Below are 16,378 nucleotides of genomic sequence, written 5' to 3'. Positions count from 1 at the left end.
TTCGTGGGGCAGGATTTCCCTCGAAAGACTCGAACACGAAAGATAGAATGGGAAGAGAAAGAAGGAGGTGTCCGATGGGAAATAATCGATTCGCTAAAATTCCGTACCGAACTTACACGATGGCCCTCGCCGTCGCTTGTCTCATCGGCGTATTGTTATTCGGGCTCGGACTGAGCTATTACTGGAAAGAAAAGCACGTCGCCGTCGATGAAACGGTGCGCGACTTGAATCATGCCTCTGACTTGGCCGGGGTCGAGTCGTACCTCGTCTTGCATCACGCAGCCAAACTGTACGAGGCGAACTCCGAGCAACCGACCGCCCTGTTGTCGGCCCCGTACCGTGAACGGGCGCTCCAATACAATATCCAATTGCTCGACGACTTCGAGACCGGGGTCGATGAGCGTGAACGGGACGCCCTGCTCCGTTTCTCCGAACAGCTCGAGGACACGTTGAACGAAGACGGGTCGAGCCGATTCGAGGCTGTACCGTTCGACGTCATCGAGTCGATCAATCGGCGCTGGCTCTACCAAGGTCTCGAGCGGACCGCCCAGGCGAACACCGCCTATGAATTGACCGACGCCGTCATGCGGATGCAGATGGCGTTCGTCGAAGGTGTGACGAACCTGCTCGCCGAGACGCCGGACCGAGACCAGCTCGACTTCGAGGTCTCGACGATCGCGAACGAGGCCCGGCTGATCGAAGACATCGTCGCGACCGATCCGTCGCTGAAAACCAAATCGGTCGAAGACTTGATCGAGAGCGCGCTCGCACTCGGACGGGTGACGGCCGCCAATTCGACGCTCGAGGCCCGTTACGTCAACGGGACGAGCTTTTATGAGGACTCACACGCTGCCCTTCAAACCGTGCGGTCGACGGCAGATGACACGCTCATGGCCGAGCGCGACCGTTACGGGACGCTCGCCATCGCCGCCCTTCTCATCACGATGCTGTTGTCGGCGGGTCTTCTGCTCGCCCTCTGCTACACACGCAAGATGTATGCCCACGACTTGGCACACTTGAAGGCCCGTGCCCTCGCCATCGACCCGAGCACGGAACCGGTCGCGGAATCGTTCCCGCCGAATCATGACTTCCGCAGCATCGAGGACGAACTCCGAGAGATTGCCGTCAGTGTCCACTCGACGGTGCACACGCTCGAGACACAATCGGACGACCTGCTCCGGTATCACGAGCGCTGGTCGTCGCTCTTCTCCGAGACGGGACTCGCCATCGCCTTGATCGATGACACGTACGACTTCATCGAACGAAACGATGTGTTCCGCCAGTTCTTTGGGGAACGCAACTTGTATGAGATCAATCAGCTCTTCACCGACACGGGACGCCGCCTGTTGCGCGAGGCGCTCGCCGGGGTGACGGAGAACGGGACGAGCGCGCAGTTCATCTTGCACTTGAAAGGTGAGCATGTCCGCTTCTTGAACGTCAAAATCATCCCGCTCAAGCGCGGCGAGACGCTCACGTATTACCTCATCCTCGAAGATGAGACCGAGCGCGTCGAGCGTGAGCGCAAAGTCGACCGGCTCGTCCGCTTCGACCTCGCCACCGAGCTCTATAACGAGTACGGTTTCCTCCGCGCGTGGGAGAAACAAGACATCGACGGCACGTTCCTGTTGATCAAACTGAACGACTTCCACCACCTCGTCGACTGGTATGACCCGACGTATGCCGACCTGCTCATGACCGAGTTCGCCCGACACGTCGAGGACCGGCTCGAGAAGTACGCGCACCACTTGTTCGGCCGCTACCGTGACGATACGCTCATGCTGTATGTGAAAGGGCTTCGTAACGTCGACGAGACCGAGTTGCTGGAGCTGTTCCCGACCGAGCTGTTGATTAACCAGAAACGCCAGACCGTGCATCTTCAAATCGGGGCGACCCATACGACGCCAAACTACAACGACTGCCTGTTCGAGGCGACGAAGGCGCTCCAACACGCCAAAGAGACGCGGACGCCTTTCGTCTGGTACGACTCGAGCATCCTCGCCCAGCTCCAATGGGCCGCCTTGATCGAACAGGCGCTCCCGGAGGCGATCGAACAAGGCCATATCACCGTCGCCTATCAGCCGCAAGTCGAGTTGAAGACGGGCCGTGTCGTCGGGGCCGAGGCGCTCGCTCGCTGGCAACACCCAGACATCGGCTACGTGCCGCCGAATGAGTTCGTCCGCATCGCCGAACGATCCGATCAAATCCTTTGGTTATCGCATTCGATCCTTGATTTGGTCGTGCAACAGCTCGTTTCCTGGCGCGATACCCCGTTCACCGACATCTCGTTGTCGTACAACTTGTCGGCCCATTCCGTCGACCCGTCGATCGTCACGAAGCTGCGTGACTTGGTCGAGACGTATCCATGGCTCCCGGACCGGTTGAAAATCGAGCTGACCGAGTCGGCCGACATCATGTCACATACGAACGAGCTCGAGCGGCTCGAAGATATCGCCGACCTCGGCTATTGCCTGTCGATCGACGATTTCGGTACCGGCTACGCCTCGTTCGAAGCGATTTGGCACTTGCCAATCCAAGAAGTGAAGATCGACCGCATGTACGTCAGCGGAAAAGCGAAGGACAGCACGTCGTTCCTCCGCGCCGTCTCCCGATTCGCGAGTGAACAAGAACTGACCTCGCTCGCCGAGGGAATCGAGACGAAGCAAGACTTGGACCGCATCCTCGCCGAAGGCGTCGAGCTTGGCCAAGGTTACTACTACGCCCCGGCCCTCGACACGATTGCGTTCGAGGCGTGGGTGAATGAAAAAAGAGGCCGTCTCGCCTAAGCGAGGGCCCCGTTCGACCGGCTGACACATGTCAGCCGGTTTTTCGTTTGAGGAGATTAAAGACGAGCTTCAACGCGATCAACAGTCCGATGACAGGCAAGATGACGGGCAGCGAACCGCGTGGCAACAGCCCGAACACGATGAACACCGTCATCCCGATGGCGAAGAACAGCTTGACGCCCCGCTCATGGCCCTCGAACTTCTCCCAGCGCCAGACGAGAAGCAGTAACGTCAGCGGTGCGAACAAAAACGTCAAGAAGAAGAACGGCATATGCCGTGTGTACCAGGGTTGGGTCATTTCAATCGTACCTCCTCATACAACGCTTCCGTCGCTTCGTTCGACTCCACGTTCACGTAGATCGGCTTGCCGCTCCAGTCGATGCGAACGGCGGCCTCGATGTCCCGGTCGAGGAAGACGAGCACATCCTCCCCGCCTGTCGTCCGGAAGTGACCGGTCAAGCGTGAGCCGACGGCGGCACCGTTCGTCCGGCGGTCGAGGCTCGGCCGATACGTCAACGTGACGGTTTCGATTTCATCGTACGGCACCGTCTCGCCGTAACTGCCCTCGATGACGAGCGCCGAGTCGGTGAACGTCACCTCGGTCGGTTGGTTGAACCAGAACAAGAGACCTCCGACAAAACCCAAGATGAGCGTCAAGACGAGGACGAGCGGGATGAGCCGTTTTTTGCCGCCGGGACGAAGTTTCCCGCGCTCATCAAAAATATTCCCGTCATACTTTTGGCTGCGCCATAGCATGACGACGACGAGCAAGACGATGAGCAGGAAGAACGGCTCGAGCGGGATGTCGAGACCAGACATGTCGATGGCGGCGATGACGAGAAAGATGCTTGCGATGCCGTAACACATGAAGCCGAGCAATCGTGCCACCGCCTTGATGTCCACACGCGCCTTGTCCTCGCGCTTCATCGTGTTATATCCCGAGATGAGGAAATGCCAGCCCAAGCGATGGACGGCAAATCCGAGCAAGAATAAAATGAGTGCTGCAATGACGAGTCCCCACATAGAGGTGTCCCCCTTTCTTCTATAGTGTACGAGAAAAACGGACCAAATGTTTCAAAATCATAAGGCGTGCCAATGACTTGGACGATATCTTATACTGGAGTCAGAACGCTCAAGGAGGAATTCGATGTATCGGACAAAAGCAGACTTTCTACAAGATTGGACCAAGTCCTCGACCGGCACGCTCGATGTGTTTCGCGCCGTCACCGACGAGGCGCTCGGCCAGGAGATCGTTCCCGGTCATAACTCACTCGGCTGGATCGGTTGGCACGTGACGACCGCGCTCGGTTATTTCACGAACTTGCTCGGCTTCCGGCTGTCGGCCCTGAAGAGTTTGACACAACCGACCGACGCGGCACTGATTGCCGATCAATATGCGCGTTACGCCGATGAGATCGCGAAGGCGGCCGAACAGTTCTCGGACGAGTACCTGCTCGAAGAAGTCGACGTCCACGGCGCGAAGCAACCGCGCGGTGCCGTCTTGCGCATGATGATCGACCATCAGACGCACCACCGCGGGCAGATGACGGTACTCCTCCGTCAAGCCGGACTCACGGTCCCTGGCGTCATGGGCCCGACGAAAGAACAGATGAAGGCGTGAAAAAAGGCGAGGCCCCGCGGGGTCTCGCCTTTCGTCACATCGATGACGGCGTATTCGCCTTGTTTTGCATCCGGCCAATCCCTTCGTATTGGACAGTACCCGGGTCACGCGCATATTTCCACGCGTTACGAGCGTCGATCAACCGTTTTGTCCGCATCCCGTCGAACGCTTCCGGCTTCAAGTTGACGAGCTCGTCCCATTCCGTGACGAGGATGGCGACGTCCGCTCCTTTGAGCGCCGCCTCGACCGTCATCGCCTGTGGATAATCCCACTTGGCGAGCGGATCGTAGCCGATGATGTCGATTTCACGCAGCGCCAAGTGGCGAGCGAGCGTGACCGACGGTGCGTCACGCATATCGTCCGTGCCCGGTTTGAAGGCGAGACCGAGGAAGGCGACCTTGAGGCCGCTCTTGTGCTCGACTTTCGAGGCGACGTAACCCATCTGGGCGTCGTTCGAGTGCATGGCGGCACTGATGACCGGCAAGTCGAGCTCGTTCTCGTGGGCGACGTTCAAGAGCGCGTGCATGTCTTTCGGGAAGCACGAGCCCCCGTAACCGAGGCCGGCGTTCAAGAACGAACGTCCGATGCGCGGGTCGAGACCCATCCCGTCGGCGATCGTCGTGATGTCCGCCCCCGCCTTATCGGCGAGACGTGCCAAGTCGTTGATGAAACTGATTTTCGTGGCGAGAAACGCGTTCGAGGCGTATTTGATGAACTCCGCGTCAATCGGCGACGTGCAGACGAGCGGGACACCGAGGCGTCCATAGATGCCCGCGAGTTCCTCGCACATCTCAAGGTTGTCACTGCCGATGACGACACGGTGCGGTTTCAACACGTCGGCGAGCGCGCGCCCTTCTTGGAGAAACTCGGGGACGACGGCGAACGTGTGAGCCGGGTACATGATCGACAGCATGTCGGTCGTTCCCGGTGGCACGGTGCTACGGATGATGATCTTTTGTTTCGACTTCACCTCGGACAAGGCCGCGTCGACGAACGTCAAGTCACAGCTGCCGTCGCTCTTGCTCGGCGTACCGACCGCAAGGATGAGGTAGTCGACCGTTTCTGTGTCGGCGATCGAGTCTGTGAACGTGATCGAGCCGGGGTAGTCACGTAACACGTCTGCCATGCCCGGCTCGTGGAACGGGACGTCCCCGCTCATGAGACGAAGCAGTCTCGGTTGATCTTTCTCGACACCGATGACCTCATGCCCCGCTTTCGCCAGTCCGCACAGGGTGGCCAGTCCGACATAGCCAAGGCCGATGATTCCAAATTTCACGATAGTTCCTCCTTCAATAGTCTTCTCCTAACAGTAACGAAAAGCGGCGAGCAAGGGAAGGCTCTAACACTCTGTGAATATTCTCTGCTATAATGAGTCAAAATGAGGCTAGAAAGGAATAACCGCATGGGATTGCTCGCTTTCTTTTTGATTTCGCTGTTCGTGTTCTACTGGTTTCCTATTCGAGGTAGACTCAAGACTTTCCTGCTTATCTTGATCATGATCAGCGGTTGGCTGTCGATTTTCGAGCTCGTCGCGATCATCGAAGCCCGTCCATGGGTCGCTGCCCCGGTCCTCGCGCTCATCGGTTTGTTCGTTTGGAAGTGGCGCAAAGACAGACAAAAGAAACAAAACAAGCAACAAAGCATTTGACAGCAACGTCGAGTGCTTTTTTATATGTATATTTTTTCCAACAGATATGGAATAATATTTTATATGATGATATAGGTGATTGAAAAATAAGGGGAGACTTCTATGACTTCTTACGGGCTCGACATCGCACCTTGGATTGAACCACTGGCCCAGTTCGTGTTTTGGTATCCGTTCTTCATGGCGCTGTTTTGGATCTCGGGCGCCCTCTTGTTCAGCTTGACGCGAGAGAAAGAGGAAGAACGTCACGAACGCCGACATCCGCGAACTGCTCTTCCTCGGGCTCGTCTCCTCGTTCGTCGCCGCTCTCCTTCTGTTCATTTGGCGGACGTACAACAAACGGAAATATGGACCGCTCAACCGGCGTCAGATGCCGAAAGATACGACGCTCGATGATTGGCTCGCCCTCGATTTGATGGAGCCGGAGGACATCCATCGCCTCCAGTCCGATAAAGTCATCGTCTTCGAGAAAAAACCGGTGAAAGAGTTGAAATGATGCGCTACTTCAAAATAACTTAACCCCTCGTCGCATTGACGAGGGGTTACTTTAGTCTCCAGGCAATTCTACTTGATTACCGGATTTGATGGTCCCATCCATGACGTGTTCCATTTCCTCTAAGCTGAACGCGTCCACGAGCTGGATGCCGTCGACGTACACCGTCGGCACGTAGGCGACGCCGAAGTCACGCGTGAACAGGCGTGAGTTTTGGATGCCAATGTCGACATGGTTCTCAAGCAACTCGGCCGCATTGAGGTTGAACTCGGCCGCGAGTTCTCGGGCGTATGCTTCCGTCCCGAACCCGTCAGACCCGGAGTCGAGTCCGATGGCGCGCTGCACTTCATAGTAGCGGTCCGGGATGAGCCGTTCCACGTTATAATCCACGTTCGCGAGCAGTTGCGACTGTTCGTTCAACAGGACGAGCGGCTGTCCCTTGAACGTCGCCTCGCCCGTGTCAATCCAGCGCTCCTCGATCTCCGGCAGTATTTCTTCCATCCACTTCTTGCACCACGGACAGCTATAGTCGAAGATGAACACAATCTCGTGCTTGCCTTCTCCGAGCGCGACCTTGTCCTCGAGCGGGAGCTCGTACTTCGTGTATGTATGCAACTTCGCCGACTCGACGGCCTCGCTTTGGCTGCAGGCAGAAAGGATCAGGATGAGTCCGACGAATAGTAGATAAAATCGTTTCATGTATAAACCTCCTTATGTTCAATGATTCACATTTTTAGTTATACCATGTCTGGCCGATAGGCTCGAGTGACGTTATCGTGAAGTTCTTCAAAAGAAACGACACAAAAGAAAACGAGAGGACCCTATGGCCCGCTCGTTTCATGTATAAGGTGTATTATCATTCATTCCCCATAAACGCCTCCATCGTCGCCGCCGTATCCGAAGAGATGCCGTCCTTCTTCACGACTTTCCCGACCGTCTGCAGGATGATCTTCCAGTCATTGAAAAACGTGATGTTGTCGACATACTTCACGTCGAGGACAAAGCGGTCGGGCCACGACAGCAGGTTGCGACCGTTCACCTGGGCGAGTCCCGTCAGTCCAGGACGAACGTCATGTCGTCGGCGCTGCTCGTCGTTATAGCGCGGTAAATACTCGACGAGAAGCGGGCGCGGTCCGACGATGGCAATCTCCCCTTTGACGATATTGAACAGGCTCGGCAACTCATCGAGACTGAGTGATCGGAGTGTTTGACCGAACGGAGTCAAACGTGCCTCGTCCGGCAACAGCTCCCCGTGCTCATCCCGCTCGTCGGTCATCGTCCGAAATTTCACCATCTCAAAGATGACGCCGTCCTTGCCCGGACGTTTTTGTTTGAACAGCACCGGTCCCCCGAGCTTCCACTTGATGAGGCCGGCGATCATGACGAGGACTGGACTTAAAACGAGCAGTGAGACCGTCGCAAGAATCATGTCTTGCGGACGTTTCACAAAACGTGCATACATGGGAACTCCCTCCTATCGGAACGAAGAATACATCGAGTCATAGTAGGATTGATACGCACCGGACACAATCCGTTCAATCCATTCAGGATGCTCCACATACCATTGAATCGTCTCGACGATTCCATCTTCAAATCGATATCGCGGGGTCCATCCGAGTTCGTCGGCCATCTTGGTCGCGTCGATCGCGTAACGTCGATCGTGTCCCGGACGGTCTTTCACGAATTGAATCAACTCGTCTGACTGTCCGAACGCTTTTATGATGATGTGAACGAGCTCCAAGTTTGTTTTTTCGTTATGCCCCCCGATGTTGTAAACCTCACCGAAACGTCCATTCTCTCGAACGACATCGATGGCCTCACAGTGATCGCTCACATGCAGCCAGTCCCGAATCTGTTGCCCGTCGCCGTAAACCGGTAACGGCAAGTTCGACATACAGTTATGAATCATGAGCGGGATAAGCTTCTCCGGGAACTGGTACGGCCCATAGTTGTTGCTGCATCGCGTCGTCTTGACCGGCAAGCCGTATGTCTCGTGATAGGCTCGAACGAGCAGGTCAGAGCTCGCTTTCGAGGCCGAATATGGACTGTTCGGGGCAATCGGTGAGTCCTCGGTGAAATAACCGGTCGCGCCGAGCGACCCGTACACCTCGTCCGTCGACACATGGACAAAACAGACGCCTGCCTCATATTCCCGGCTGTACTTATCATCAGGGGCGACTTTCCAATGACGCATCGCCGTGTCGAGCAGCACTTGCGTCCCGAGAACGTTTGTCGTCAAAAACAGTTCAGGCTCGGTGATGCTACGGTCCACATGCGATTCTGCTGCGAAGTGGACGACTTCATCGACTTCATACGTCGTGAACAATCGGTCTATTGCTTGCCGATCACGAATGTCGGCCTTCTCGAAATGGTAGAGTGGATCTGCCTCGAACTCCCGAAGGTTCTCGAGATTCCCTGCATACGTGAGTGAATCGACATTAAGAATGCGGTACGCTGGATGTTTTGCCCGCAAGTGTTTTATGAAATTTGAACCGATGAACCCGGCTCCGCCAGTCACTAGGATTGTTCGCATCCGTTCTCTCTCCTTCCTCGACGAGTGATAAGAGATATTGTCCATAATCGGTCATCTTGAGCGTCAAACCGATATCCTTCAACTCGTCTCGTGTGATGAATCCGCGACGCCAGGCGATCTCCTCGAGACAGGCGATATAATAACCTTGCCGCTCTTGGACCGTTTGGACGAACACCGACGCTTTGATCATACCTTCTGGCGTTCCAGTGTCGAGCCATGCCATCCCTCGTCCGAACAGCACGACGTTCAACTCCCCGCGCTCGAGATACATGTTGTTGATTGACGTGATTTCAAGTTCGCCCCTTGTCGAAGGTTCGACACGTTTGGCGAATTCGACGACTTGATTGTCGTAGAAGTATAGTCCGGGGACCGCATAATTCGATTTTGGGGCCACCGGTTTTTCTTCGATTGAGACGACCCGATTTTCGGCATCGAATTCGACGACACCAAAGGCTCGTGGATCTTTTACCGGGTAGCCAAAGACAGTCGCCCCTTGTTTTTTCGCTTGCGCGTGCTTCAAGAAGCGCGTCAAATCGGGTCCGTAAAACACGTTATCCCCTAAGATGAGACAAACCGAATCATCGCCGATAAAATCTGCCCCTAGAATAAAGGCGTCGGCCAGTCCGACCGGCTTCGTCTGCACTTTATAGGAGATGTCGATGCCGAGCTGATGCCCGTCCCCGAACAGACGCTCATATCCGCCGATGTCTTGTGGGGTCGAAATGAGCAGGATTTCCCGAATCCCCGCTAACATCAACACGGACATCGGATAGTAAATCAACGGTTTATCGTAGATCGGTAACAGTTGTTTGGAGACGGCCTTTGTCATCGGATAGAGGCGCGTTCCGTTCCCGCCTGCTAATATGATGCCTTTCATCGTTTCATCATCCTTTCTTGAATCACCGTGCAAATCCGTGTCACGTCTTCTGCGGCAAGGTCTGGATAAAGCGGAAGTGTCAGCACCCGCTCGGCAATCTCACGGGCGACGGGGGTGCTGCGGCTCGCAAACCGGTTCTGATTCCACGCATAATCCGTCACGAGCGGATAGAAATACTTCCGGGTGAAGATACCTTCCTTCGCCAAGGCGTCATGCAGCTCATCCCGTCGATTCTCCTCCGCCGTCAAGATGATGGGATAATAGGAATGGTTGGTTTTGACGCCGGGTTGAGGTGTCAGGATACGAATTCCATCAATACCTCTGAGCAATTCGTCATATAGCTCCCGCACCTGCTTCCGCCGTGCGATTGTCTCATCGATATGGCGCAAGTTGCATAATCCCATCGCCGCCTGAAATTCATTCATCTTGGCGTTCCCACCCGGCTCTTGAACCGTTTCCGGTCCAGTGATGCCAAAGTTTTTTAACTGATTGAAACGATTTTTCAACGCAGGGTCATTGAACGTCAAGGCTCCTCCTTCAATCGTATGGAATACTTTCGTGGCGTGGAAACTGAACATCGAGACATCCCCGAACGTGCCGATCCCTCGTCCGTTCACGTTGACGCCGAACGTATGGGCCGCGTCATAAATCACTTTCAGGTTGTGTCGTTTGGCAATCGCTTCGATGGCCTCGACGTCACATACATTTCCGTATACATGGACTGGAAGGATTGCTGAGGTCTTCGTCGTAATCAATCGCTCTAATTTGGAAGCGTCGAGCGTAAAATCGTCTGGGCGAATATCTCCGTACACGGGCGTCAGCCCTTTACGGATTAAGGCGTGGCTCGTCGAAGCAAAGGTGAAAGGCGTCGTGATGACTTCTCCTGTCAATCCGAGTGCTTCAATCGCCGTCTCGAGTGCCAAGTGTCCGTTCGTGAACAGGGATACGTGCTCGACCCCTAAATAATCAATCAACTCATGCTCGAGTTGCTGATGTTTGGCGCCGTTGTTCGTCAACCATCCCGATGCCCACAACTCACGAATCTCATCCGTATACTCTTCAAATGATGGGAGTATCGATTTGGTGACGGGAATAGCTTCTGGCGGACGGTCAGGCTGATTTGATGCTGGATGAGCCGGAAATGCGGCGGATTGGATATCGACGATGTGTAGCATAAGGCACCTCCTAGGTCACTTGGCGATTCGAGACGAGTGCGTACCGTTCAAGCATGAATTGGATTTCCGGTTTGGAACAATGCATCATCACGTCGATGATGGACAAGTTCGGTTGGAACGTATAAGGCCCTTGATCGTACGTGATTGAATCGGTCTTGATAAACGATAGATCAATCCTCGCCTGTTCGAACACATCGGCATCATACAAGCACATTCCGTTGATCGCATTCACGTAATGCGTCGCCCTTAACTGTTCACACATCTTGATAATCCTCGCTTGGCCCTTCAATCCGAATCCAGCGTTCAACTCCGACGAAAGAATGAATGTCGTCGAGATGCCGAGATACCGTGCGACTTCCTCGATGCCGTTTGCCAAATACTTCCCGACGTTTCGTTCGGGATGACGAATCACTCGTTCGAGCAATGGGAAGATGTGTTCGAACTGAGGGGCTTTGTGATAGGCGTGTCGCAACAGTTTCAACTGTTGTTCGGCAATCTCATCCGGTTGTGCCCGTTCATGGTCGCAAATCAAACGATTTTGGCTCATCTTTTGAATTGATAACGTGAACGGGTGAGGGTTTCCATCAATCAGGACACGATTTCGATGAATCCACCCTTTTTTGATGAAATGAACGTCGTCATACACAACGAATGTATCGACCGCATGGATCAACTGGAAGTACCCGATATAAGGGAAGAAGTAAGGTTGCATGATGCCCACGTTCATGACGTCTCTCCTTTACGAAATGATTTGTTTCGCGCGTAACGTGTCATAGTATCCTTTGGCCGTGACATCGTTTCGATGGAACTTGACGAGTTCCCGCGATAACATGCCATGTTCGATGAGACGCTCCGGATGTTCGAGGTACTGTTCAATCCCTCGTTCGATCGATTCGACCGTGATGTCACACATGTAGCAGTTCTTTCCGTCTACGGAGTGATGGGAGACGTTATTGATTTGATCGCTGATGACGACCCCCATGCCTGAGGCTCTCGCTTCGATGATGGTCCCGTTCCCGTTCGAATACGTGGCCGGCAGGACCAAGATATCCGCTTGTTCATACACTTTCGGCATCTCGTCCCACGCCCGGATCTCATCTAAGAAGTGGACGTTCTTCAAATCGTGCTCTGCGATATATGCTTTACACGCCTCGAGTTGTTGTCCTGAATTGTTCAAATAGAGTTCGAGGGAATAGCGTTTTGATAAATTCCGATATGCTTCTAACACGAGCAGCGGCTGATAGCGTTCGACGAGACGATTCGCAAACAAAAGTTTGAACGTGTCGCCCGGCTGTTTCCGTCTCAATCCATGATCGAAGTAAGCATCAATGTCCTGTGCATATGTCGCATGCACAACTTTTTCAGGATCAAACCCGAGATGGTCCTTGAATTGCTCGACCGCTACCGTCCCCATCCCGAAATATAAGTCGGCATCCTTGAACATCCAGTGCAACAGTTTCGTTTTATATGGATTGTCTTGAGGATTCGTGAGCCGATCAGAAGGGTCGTCGTCATTTTGTAGCGGACGAATCGGTTCACTCATGACGACGGTCTTGATTCCGAACAGTTTTGCCACTCTCACGATGCCCGCATGTCCAGCCATGAATCCGCCGAGTAGGATGACATCCGGTTTGAACCGAATCAGCTCTGGGATCAATCCGAGCGAGAGATAACCGAGTTTGGGAAACCACTTCGTGTGTTTTAAGATTTGACACTTTTCGCCGAGCGGGATTTTCCACCAGTCCGGCCGATTTTGATCGAGGTGCTCATAAAACCAAAATTCAGCGTCAAAATATTCTTCCAAGGCGTAGCACAGTTTCACTTGATAAGGGGAAGCGATATTCCCGATAAAGACGAGTTTTTGTTTCATCGTTCACCCTCCCTTACGGTTTGACGGGGGTCGGTCGTGCCTTTCCATACCTCGCGTCGGACGTAATCCGTGTACGAAATCAAAATCCGTACCACTTTGTCCGAGACGTTCGGCATGCTGTAGTCACTGACGAGGCGAGGCCGCTCCTGCTCCATGACGACCGACAACCCTTGTAAGATTCGCTCTTTCTCAAGCCCGACCATCAAGACGGCCCCTTCTTCCATCGCCTCCGGCCGCTCATGCGTCTCTCTGATATTCAACCCTCTCAAGCCAAGGATGGAAGACTCTTCGCTGATTGTCCCGCTGTCACTGAGCACCGCTTTAGCATGCAGTTGAAGGTGGTTATAGTCGACAAATCCGAGCGGCTTGAGAAGTCGAACCAACGGATGAAACGAGACGTTCAATTCATGAATCCGCTTCATCGTCCGAGGATGGGTGCTGACGATGACCGGTAGTCCATACTGCGCCGCGATTGCGTTCAAACTGTCGACAAGTGCCAAGAAGTGTTTGTCGGAGTTGACGTTCTCTTCTCGATGCGCCGAGACGATGAAGTAGTGGTCCGGAGTCAGTTCAAGTCGGCTCAGCACATCTGACTGTTCAATCGCCTCTCGTTTCGACATCAACACCTCGAACATCGGGCTTCCCGTCTTGATGATTCGTTCCGCCGGGAGCCCTTCTCGGAGAAGGTATTCCCGGGCGATATCGCTGTACGTCAAATTCACGTCCGCGGTATGGTCGACGATCTTGCGGTTGATTTCTTCCGGGACACGTTGGTCGAAGCAACGGTTTCCCGCCTCCATATGGAAAATCGGGATTTTCCGGCGTTTGGCTGCAATCGCCGCAAGACAAGAATTTGTATCTCCGAGAATCAACACCGCATCCGGACGTTCGAGTTCAAGCACGGGATCGACTTGGATGAGAATGTTACCAATCGTCTCAATCGGGCTGCCCGTCGCAGAATTAAGAAAGTAATCGGGTTTTCGCAAAGAGAAATCCTCGAAAAACACTTCATTTAATTCATAGTCATAATTTTGTCCCGTATGCACGAGGACGTGCTCGATGGCCTCAGAGTGTTCCAGTTTATGAATAACGGCCGACAGGCGTATGATTTCGGGACGCGTCCCGACGATGGTCATCACTTTGAGTCGTTTCATCTTGCACCTCCATAAAGTATGTGTCCGGGTTGTTCGGGTCATAGGCTTCATTCACCCACATGACGGTCACCAAGTCGGTCGTTCCGATGTTTTCAATGTTGTGCGTATAGCCGGTTGGGATATCGAGCACACGCATCATCTCTCCCGTGACGTGATACGTATGGACCTCGTTCTCTCCGACCTTGCGGAAACGAATCAACGCCTCGCCGCTGACCACGAGGAACTTTTCATTTTTCGTGTGGTGCCAGTGGTTCCCTTTCGTGATCCCGGGCTTGGCAACGTTGACGGACACTTGTCCCCGGTCGGGCGTCCGGATGAATTCAGTGAACGACCCGCGTGCATCTTCATTCAACTTCAAGTCATAAGCGAAGCGGTCGACAGGCAAGTAACTGAGGTACGTGCTGTACAGTTGCTTCGTAAACACATCCTCTAAATTCGGGACGGCCAAGCTCTGGCGACTTTCTTTGAATGTCTGTAACAAGTCGGCGATTCGGCCGAGCTCGATTGGCGGATGGACTGCAACTTCTTCCTCATACACGGCCGGGGTTCGTCTTTTCACATCGAGCAAGCCGACCAATGCATCGATCACGTCATCGATATACGCCAGTTGCACGGTGCGTGCCGGGTCGTGAATTTCTATCGGCAAGTCTCGTGCCACCCGATAACAAAATGTTGCGACGACACTGTTATAATTCGGCCGTCCCCACTTTCCAAACAGGTTCGGGAAGCGGAACAGATAGATGGTGCGCCCCGTTTTCTCATGTTCGTGTCTCAAGACGTTCTCCGCCGCGAGTTTACTGCGTCCATACGGATTGTCCTGAGTCGCTTGAATCGAGGAGGCAAACATGATGGGCGCGTCATTCTCATGAGCGGTTAACGATGCGACCAACTGCTCGGTGGACCCGGTGTTCCCTTCCACAAACTCGGTTTCAGTTTCCGAGCGGTTCACCCCGGCCAAGTGGTAGACGAACTCAGCGTGTTGGCAAAATTGTTGAAGTTCGGCTTCCGACGTATCGCGTGTGGACGAGAATACATCGTGACCCCGTGCGGTTAATTCGGCGACCAGATTCTTGCCGATGAATCCAGTTGCCCCGGTGACAAGAATGTTCATGATACTTTCACCCAGCTCGCAAGTTCTTGTTGGATGTACGGAAGGGTCAACAAGAGTTGCTTCACTTGCTCGACATTCAACTGTTCTGTGTTGGCCGAGTTATATTCGCCCTCGACCGTCAAGCGCTTGCTTCCTTCATTGAAATATTTATCGTAGTTCAAGTCGCGCGTGTCAGCCGGCACCCGGTAGAAGCCGCCCATGTCTTCCGCGACAACATTCTCTTCTCGTGTCAATAACGTCTCGTATGACTTTTCACCATGCCGTGTGCCAATGACTTTGATCGGGTTGTTCGCATGGAACAGCTCGAGCAACGCTTGGGCCAACACCCCGATCGTGGACGCAGGTGATTTTTGGACCATGATATCTCCCGCATGCGCGTTCTTGAAGGCGAAGACGACGAGTTCGACCGCATCTTCGAGACTCATCAAGAACCGTGTCATGAACGGGTCCGTCACGGTCAACGGCTCGCCCCGTTTAATTTGGTCCACGAATAATGGAATGACAGAACCCCTTGATGCCATGACGTTTCCATAACGTGTGCCGCAAATCAATGTTTGGTCCGGGCCCACGGCTTTTGCTTTGGCGACGAAGACTTTTTCCATCATCGCTTTCGAAATACCCATCGCATTGATCGGATAGGCCGCCTTGTCCGTCGATAGGCAGATGACCTTTTGGACTTGTTGTTCGATGGCCGCGTTCAAGACGTTATCCGTCCCGAGCACGTTCGTCTTCACTGCTTCTAGAGGGAAGAACTCGCACGAAGGAACTTGTTTCAATGCCGCCGCATGAAAGACGTAATCGACGCCGTACATCGCGTTGCGCACACTGTTCACATCACGAACATCTCCGATATAAAATTTGAGTTTATCGTCATGATAGAGCTTACGCATATCGTCCTGTTTTTTCTCGTCTCGTGAAAAAATGCGAATCTCTTTAATATCCGTTTTCAGGAAACGTTGCATGACAGCGTTTCCGAATGAGCCTGTGCCTCCAGTGATCAATAATGTCTTGTCCTTAAACATTGCGAATCCTCTCCTTTGTCATGATGTCAGTTGCTTCTAAAGGTGATGGGAAAGTTGAGTTGGAAACAATTGCAATGATGTTGATACTATCGTG

The 16,378-nt window shown here is 53.7% G+C and carries 18 protein-coding genes; 5 read left to right on the top strand and 13 right to left on the bottom strand.

Annotated features, from left to right (window positions below):
• Positions 1-74 precede the first annotated feature (74 nt).
• Complete coding sequence (locus KNP75_RS02490; protein WP_215189715.1) at positions 75-2,783, top strand: EAL domain-containing protein; 2,709 nt, start codon at positions 75-77, stop codon at positions 2,781-2,783.
• 31 nt (positions 2,784-2,814) lie between these two features.
• Here KNP75_RS02490 and KNP75_RS02485 read toward each other — a convergent pair whose 3' ends face one another.
• On the bottom strand, positions 2,815-3,081 hold the full coding sequence (locus tag KNP75_RS02485) for a hypothetical protein (RefSeq protein WP_058764467.1): 267 nt from the start codon (positions 3,079-3,081) through the stop codon (positions 2,815-2,817).
• Positions 3,078-3,806, bottom strand: coding sequence for a DUF3784 domain-containing protein (locus KNP75_RS02480; protein WP_215189713.1), 729 nt, complete (start codon positions 3,804-3,806; stop codon positions 3,078-3,080). Before KNP75_RS02480 ends, KNP75_RS02485 begins: the two co-directional genes overlap by 4 nt.
• A gap of 124 nt (positions 3,807-3,930) precedes the next feature.
• On the opposite strand from KNP75_RS02480, the gene KNP75_RS02475 reads away from it, so the two are divergent.
• Complete coding sequence (locus tag KNP75_RS02475; RefSeq protein ID WP_034778958.1) at positions 3,931-4,404, top strand: DinB family protein; 474 nt, start codon at positions 3,931-3,933, stop codon at positions 4,402-4,404.
• Between the two features lie 34 nt (positions 4,405-4,438).
• On the opposite strand, the gene KNP75_RS02470 is transcribed toward KNP75_RS02475, so the two are convergent.
• Entirely contained in the window at positions 4,439-5,680 is a 1,242-nt protein-coding gene (locus tag KNP75_RS02470; protein ID WP_215189712.1) for a UDP-glucose dehydrogenase family protein, read from the bottom strand.
• Between the two features lie 126 nt (positions 5,681-5,806).
• On the opposite strand from KNP75_RS02470, the gene KNP75_RS02465 reads away from it, so the two are divergent.
• The 3 genes from KNP75_RS02465 to KNP75_RS15740 all read left to right on the top strand — a co-directional run bounded on the left by KNP75_RS02465 (position 5,807) and on the right by KNP75_RS15740 (position 6,545).
• Complete coding sequence (locus tag KNP75_RS02465) at positions 5,807-6,052, top strand: hypothetical protein (RefSeq protein WP_215189711.1); 246 nt, start codon at positions 5,807-5,809, stop codon at positions 6,050-6,052.
• 102 nt (positions 6,053-6,154) lie between these two features.
• Positions 6,155-6,445 (top strand): hypothetical protein, encoded by a 291-nt coding sequence (locus tag KNP75_RS02460; RefSeq protein ID WP_215189710.1) that lies wholly within the window; start codon positions 6,155-6,157, stop codon positions 6,443-6,445.
• Positions 6,420-6,545 (top strand): hypothetical protein, encoded by a 126-nt coding sequence (locus KNP75_RS15740; RefSeq protein ID WP_268872641.1) that lies wholly within the window; start codon positions 6,420-6,422, stop codon positions 6,543-6,545. The genes KNP75_RS02460 and KNP75_RS15740 overlap by 26 nt, the downstream gene beginning before the upstream one ends.
• A gap of 51 nt (positions 6,546-6,596) precedes the next feature.
• Here KNP75_RS15740 and KNP75_RS02455 read toward each other — a convergent pair whose 3' ends face one another.
• The 10 genes from KNP75_RS02455 to KNP75_RS02410 all read right to left on the bottom strand — a co-directional run bounded on the left by KNP75_RS02455 (position 6,597) and on the right by KNP75_RS02410 (position 16,284).
• Positions 6,597-7,241 (bottom strand): thioredoxin domain-containing protein, encoded by a 645-nt coding sequence (locus KNP75_RS02455; RefSeq protein WP_215189709.1) that lies wholly within the window; start codon positions 7,239-7,241, stop codon positions 6,597-6,599.
• 157 nt (positions 7,242-7,398) lie between these two features.
• Positions 7,399-8,004, bottom strand: coding sequence for a sugar transferase (locus KNP75_RS02450; protein WP_215189708.1), 606 nt, complete (start codon positions 8,002-8,004; stop codon positions 7,399-7,401).
• A 12-nt stretch (positions 8,005-8,016) separates the two neighbouring features.
• The gene (gene rfbB / locus KNP75_RS02445) at positions 8,017-9,075 is read right to left on the bottom strand and encodes a dTDP-glucose 4,6-dehydratase (protein WP_215189707.1); all 1,059 of its coding nucleotides are present in this window, start codon (positions 9,073-9,075) and stop codon (positions 8,017-8,019) included.
• Positions 8,981-9,952 (bottom strand): glucose-1-phosphate thymidylyltransferase RfbA, encoded by a 972-nt coding sequence (gene rfbA / locus KNP75_RS02440; RefSeq protein ID WP_215189705.1) that lies wholly within the window; start codon positions 9,950-9,952, stop codon positions 8,981-8,983. The genes rfbB and rfbA overlap by 95 nt, the downstream gene beginning before the upstream one ends.
• Positions 9,949-11,127 carry a DegT/DnrJ/EryC1/StrS family aminotransferase gene (locus KNP75_RS02435; protein WP_215189703.1) on the bottom strand — a complete coding sequence of 393 codons (1,179 nt, stop codon included), beginning with the start codon at positions 11,125-11,127 and terminating at the stop codon, positions 9,949-9,951. Before KNP75_RS02435 ends, rfbA begins: the two co-directional genes overlap by 4 nt.
• Before the next feature lie 10 nt (positions 11,128-11,137).
• Entirely contained in the window at positions 11,138-11,854 is a 717-nt protein-coding gene (locus KNP75_RS02430; RefSeq protein ID WP_215189701.1) for a WbqC family protein, read from the bottom strand.
• A gap of 12 nt (positions 11,855-11,866) precedes the next feature.
• A complete protein-coding gene (locus KNP75_RS02425) occupies positions 11,867-12,997 on the bottom strand; it encodes a glycosyltransferase family 4 protein (RefSeq protein ID WP_138858902.1) in 1,131 nt (376 codons plus the stop codon).
• On the bottom strand, positions 12,994-14,151 hold the full coding sequence (gene wecB, locus KNP75_RS02420; RefSeq protein WP_215189699.1) for a non-hydrolyzing UDP-N-acetylglucosamine 2-epimerase: 1,158 nt from the start codon (positions 14,149-14,151) through the stop codon (positions 12,994-12,996). Before wecB ends, KNP75_RS02425 begins: the two co-directional genes overlap by 4 nt.
• The gene (locus tag KNP75_RS02415) at positions 14,078-15,262 is read right to left on the bottom strand and encodes a polysaccharide biosynthesis C-terminal domain-containing protein (RefSeq protein WP_215189697.1); all 1,185 of its coding nucleotides are present in this window, start codon (positions 15,260-15,262) and stop codon (positions 14,078-14,080) included. Before KNP75_RS02415 ends, wecB begins: the two co-directional genes overlap by 74 nt.
• Positions 15,259-16,284: a polysaccharide biosynthesis protein gene (locus KNP75_RS02410; RefSeq protein WP_034778988.1), complete on the bottom strand. Its 1,026-nt coding sequence runs from the start codon at positions 16,282-16,284 to the stop codon at positions 15,259-15,261. Before KNP75_RS02410 ends, KNP75_RS02415 begins: the two co-directional genes overlap by 4 nt.
• Between the last annotated feature and the right edge of the window lie 94 nt (positions 16,285-16,378).

This window comes from Exiguobacterium sp. s6 (assembly GCF_018618155.1).
Taxonomy (GTDB): Bacteria; Bacillota; Bacilli; order Exiguobacteriales; family Exiguobacteriaceae; genus Exiguobacterium; species Exiguobacterium mexicanum_A.
This window is presented reverse-complemented; position numbering and strand designations above follow the sequence as displayed.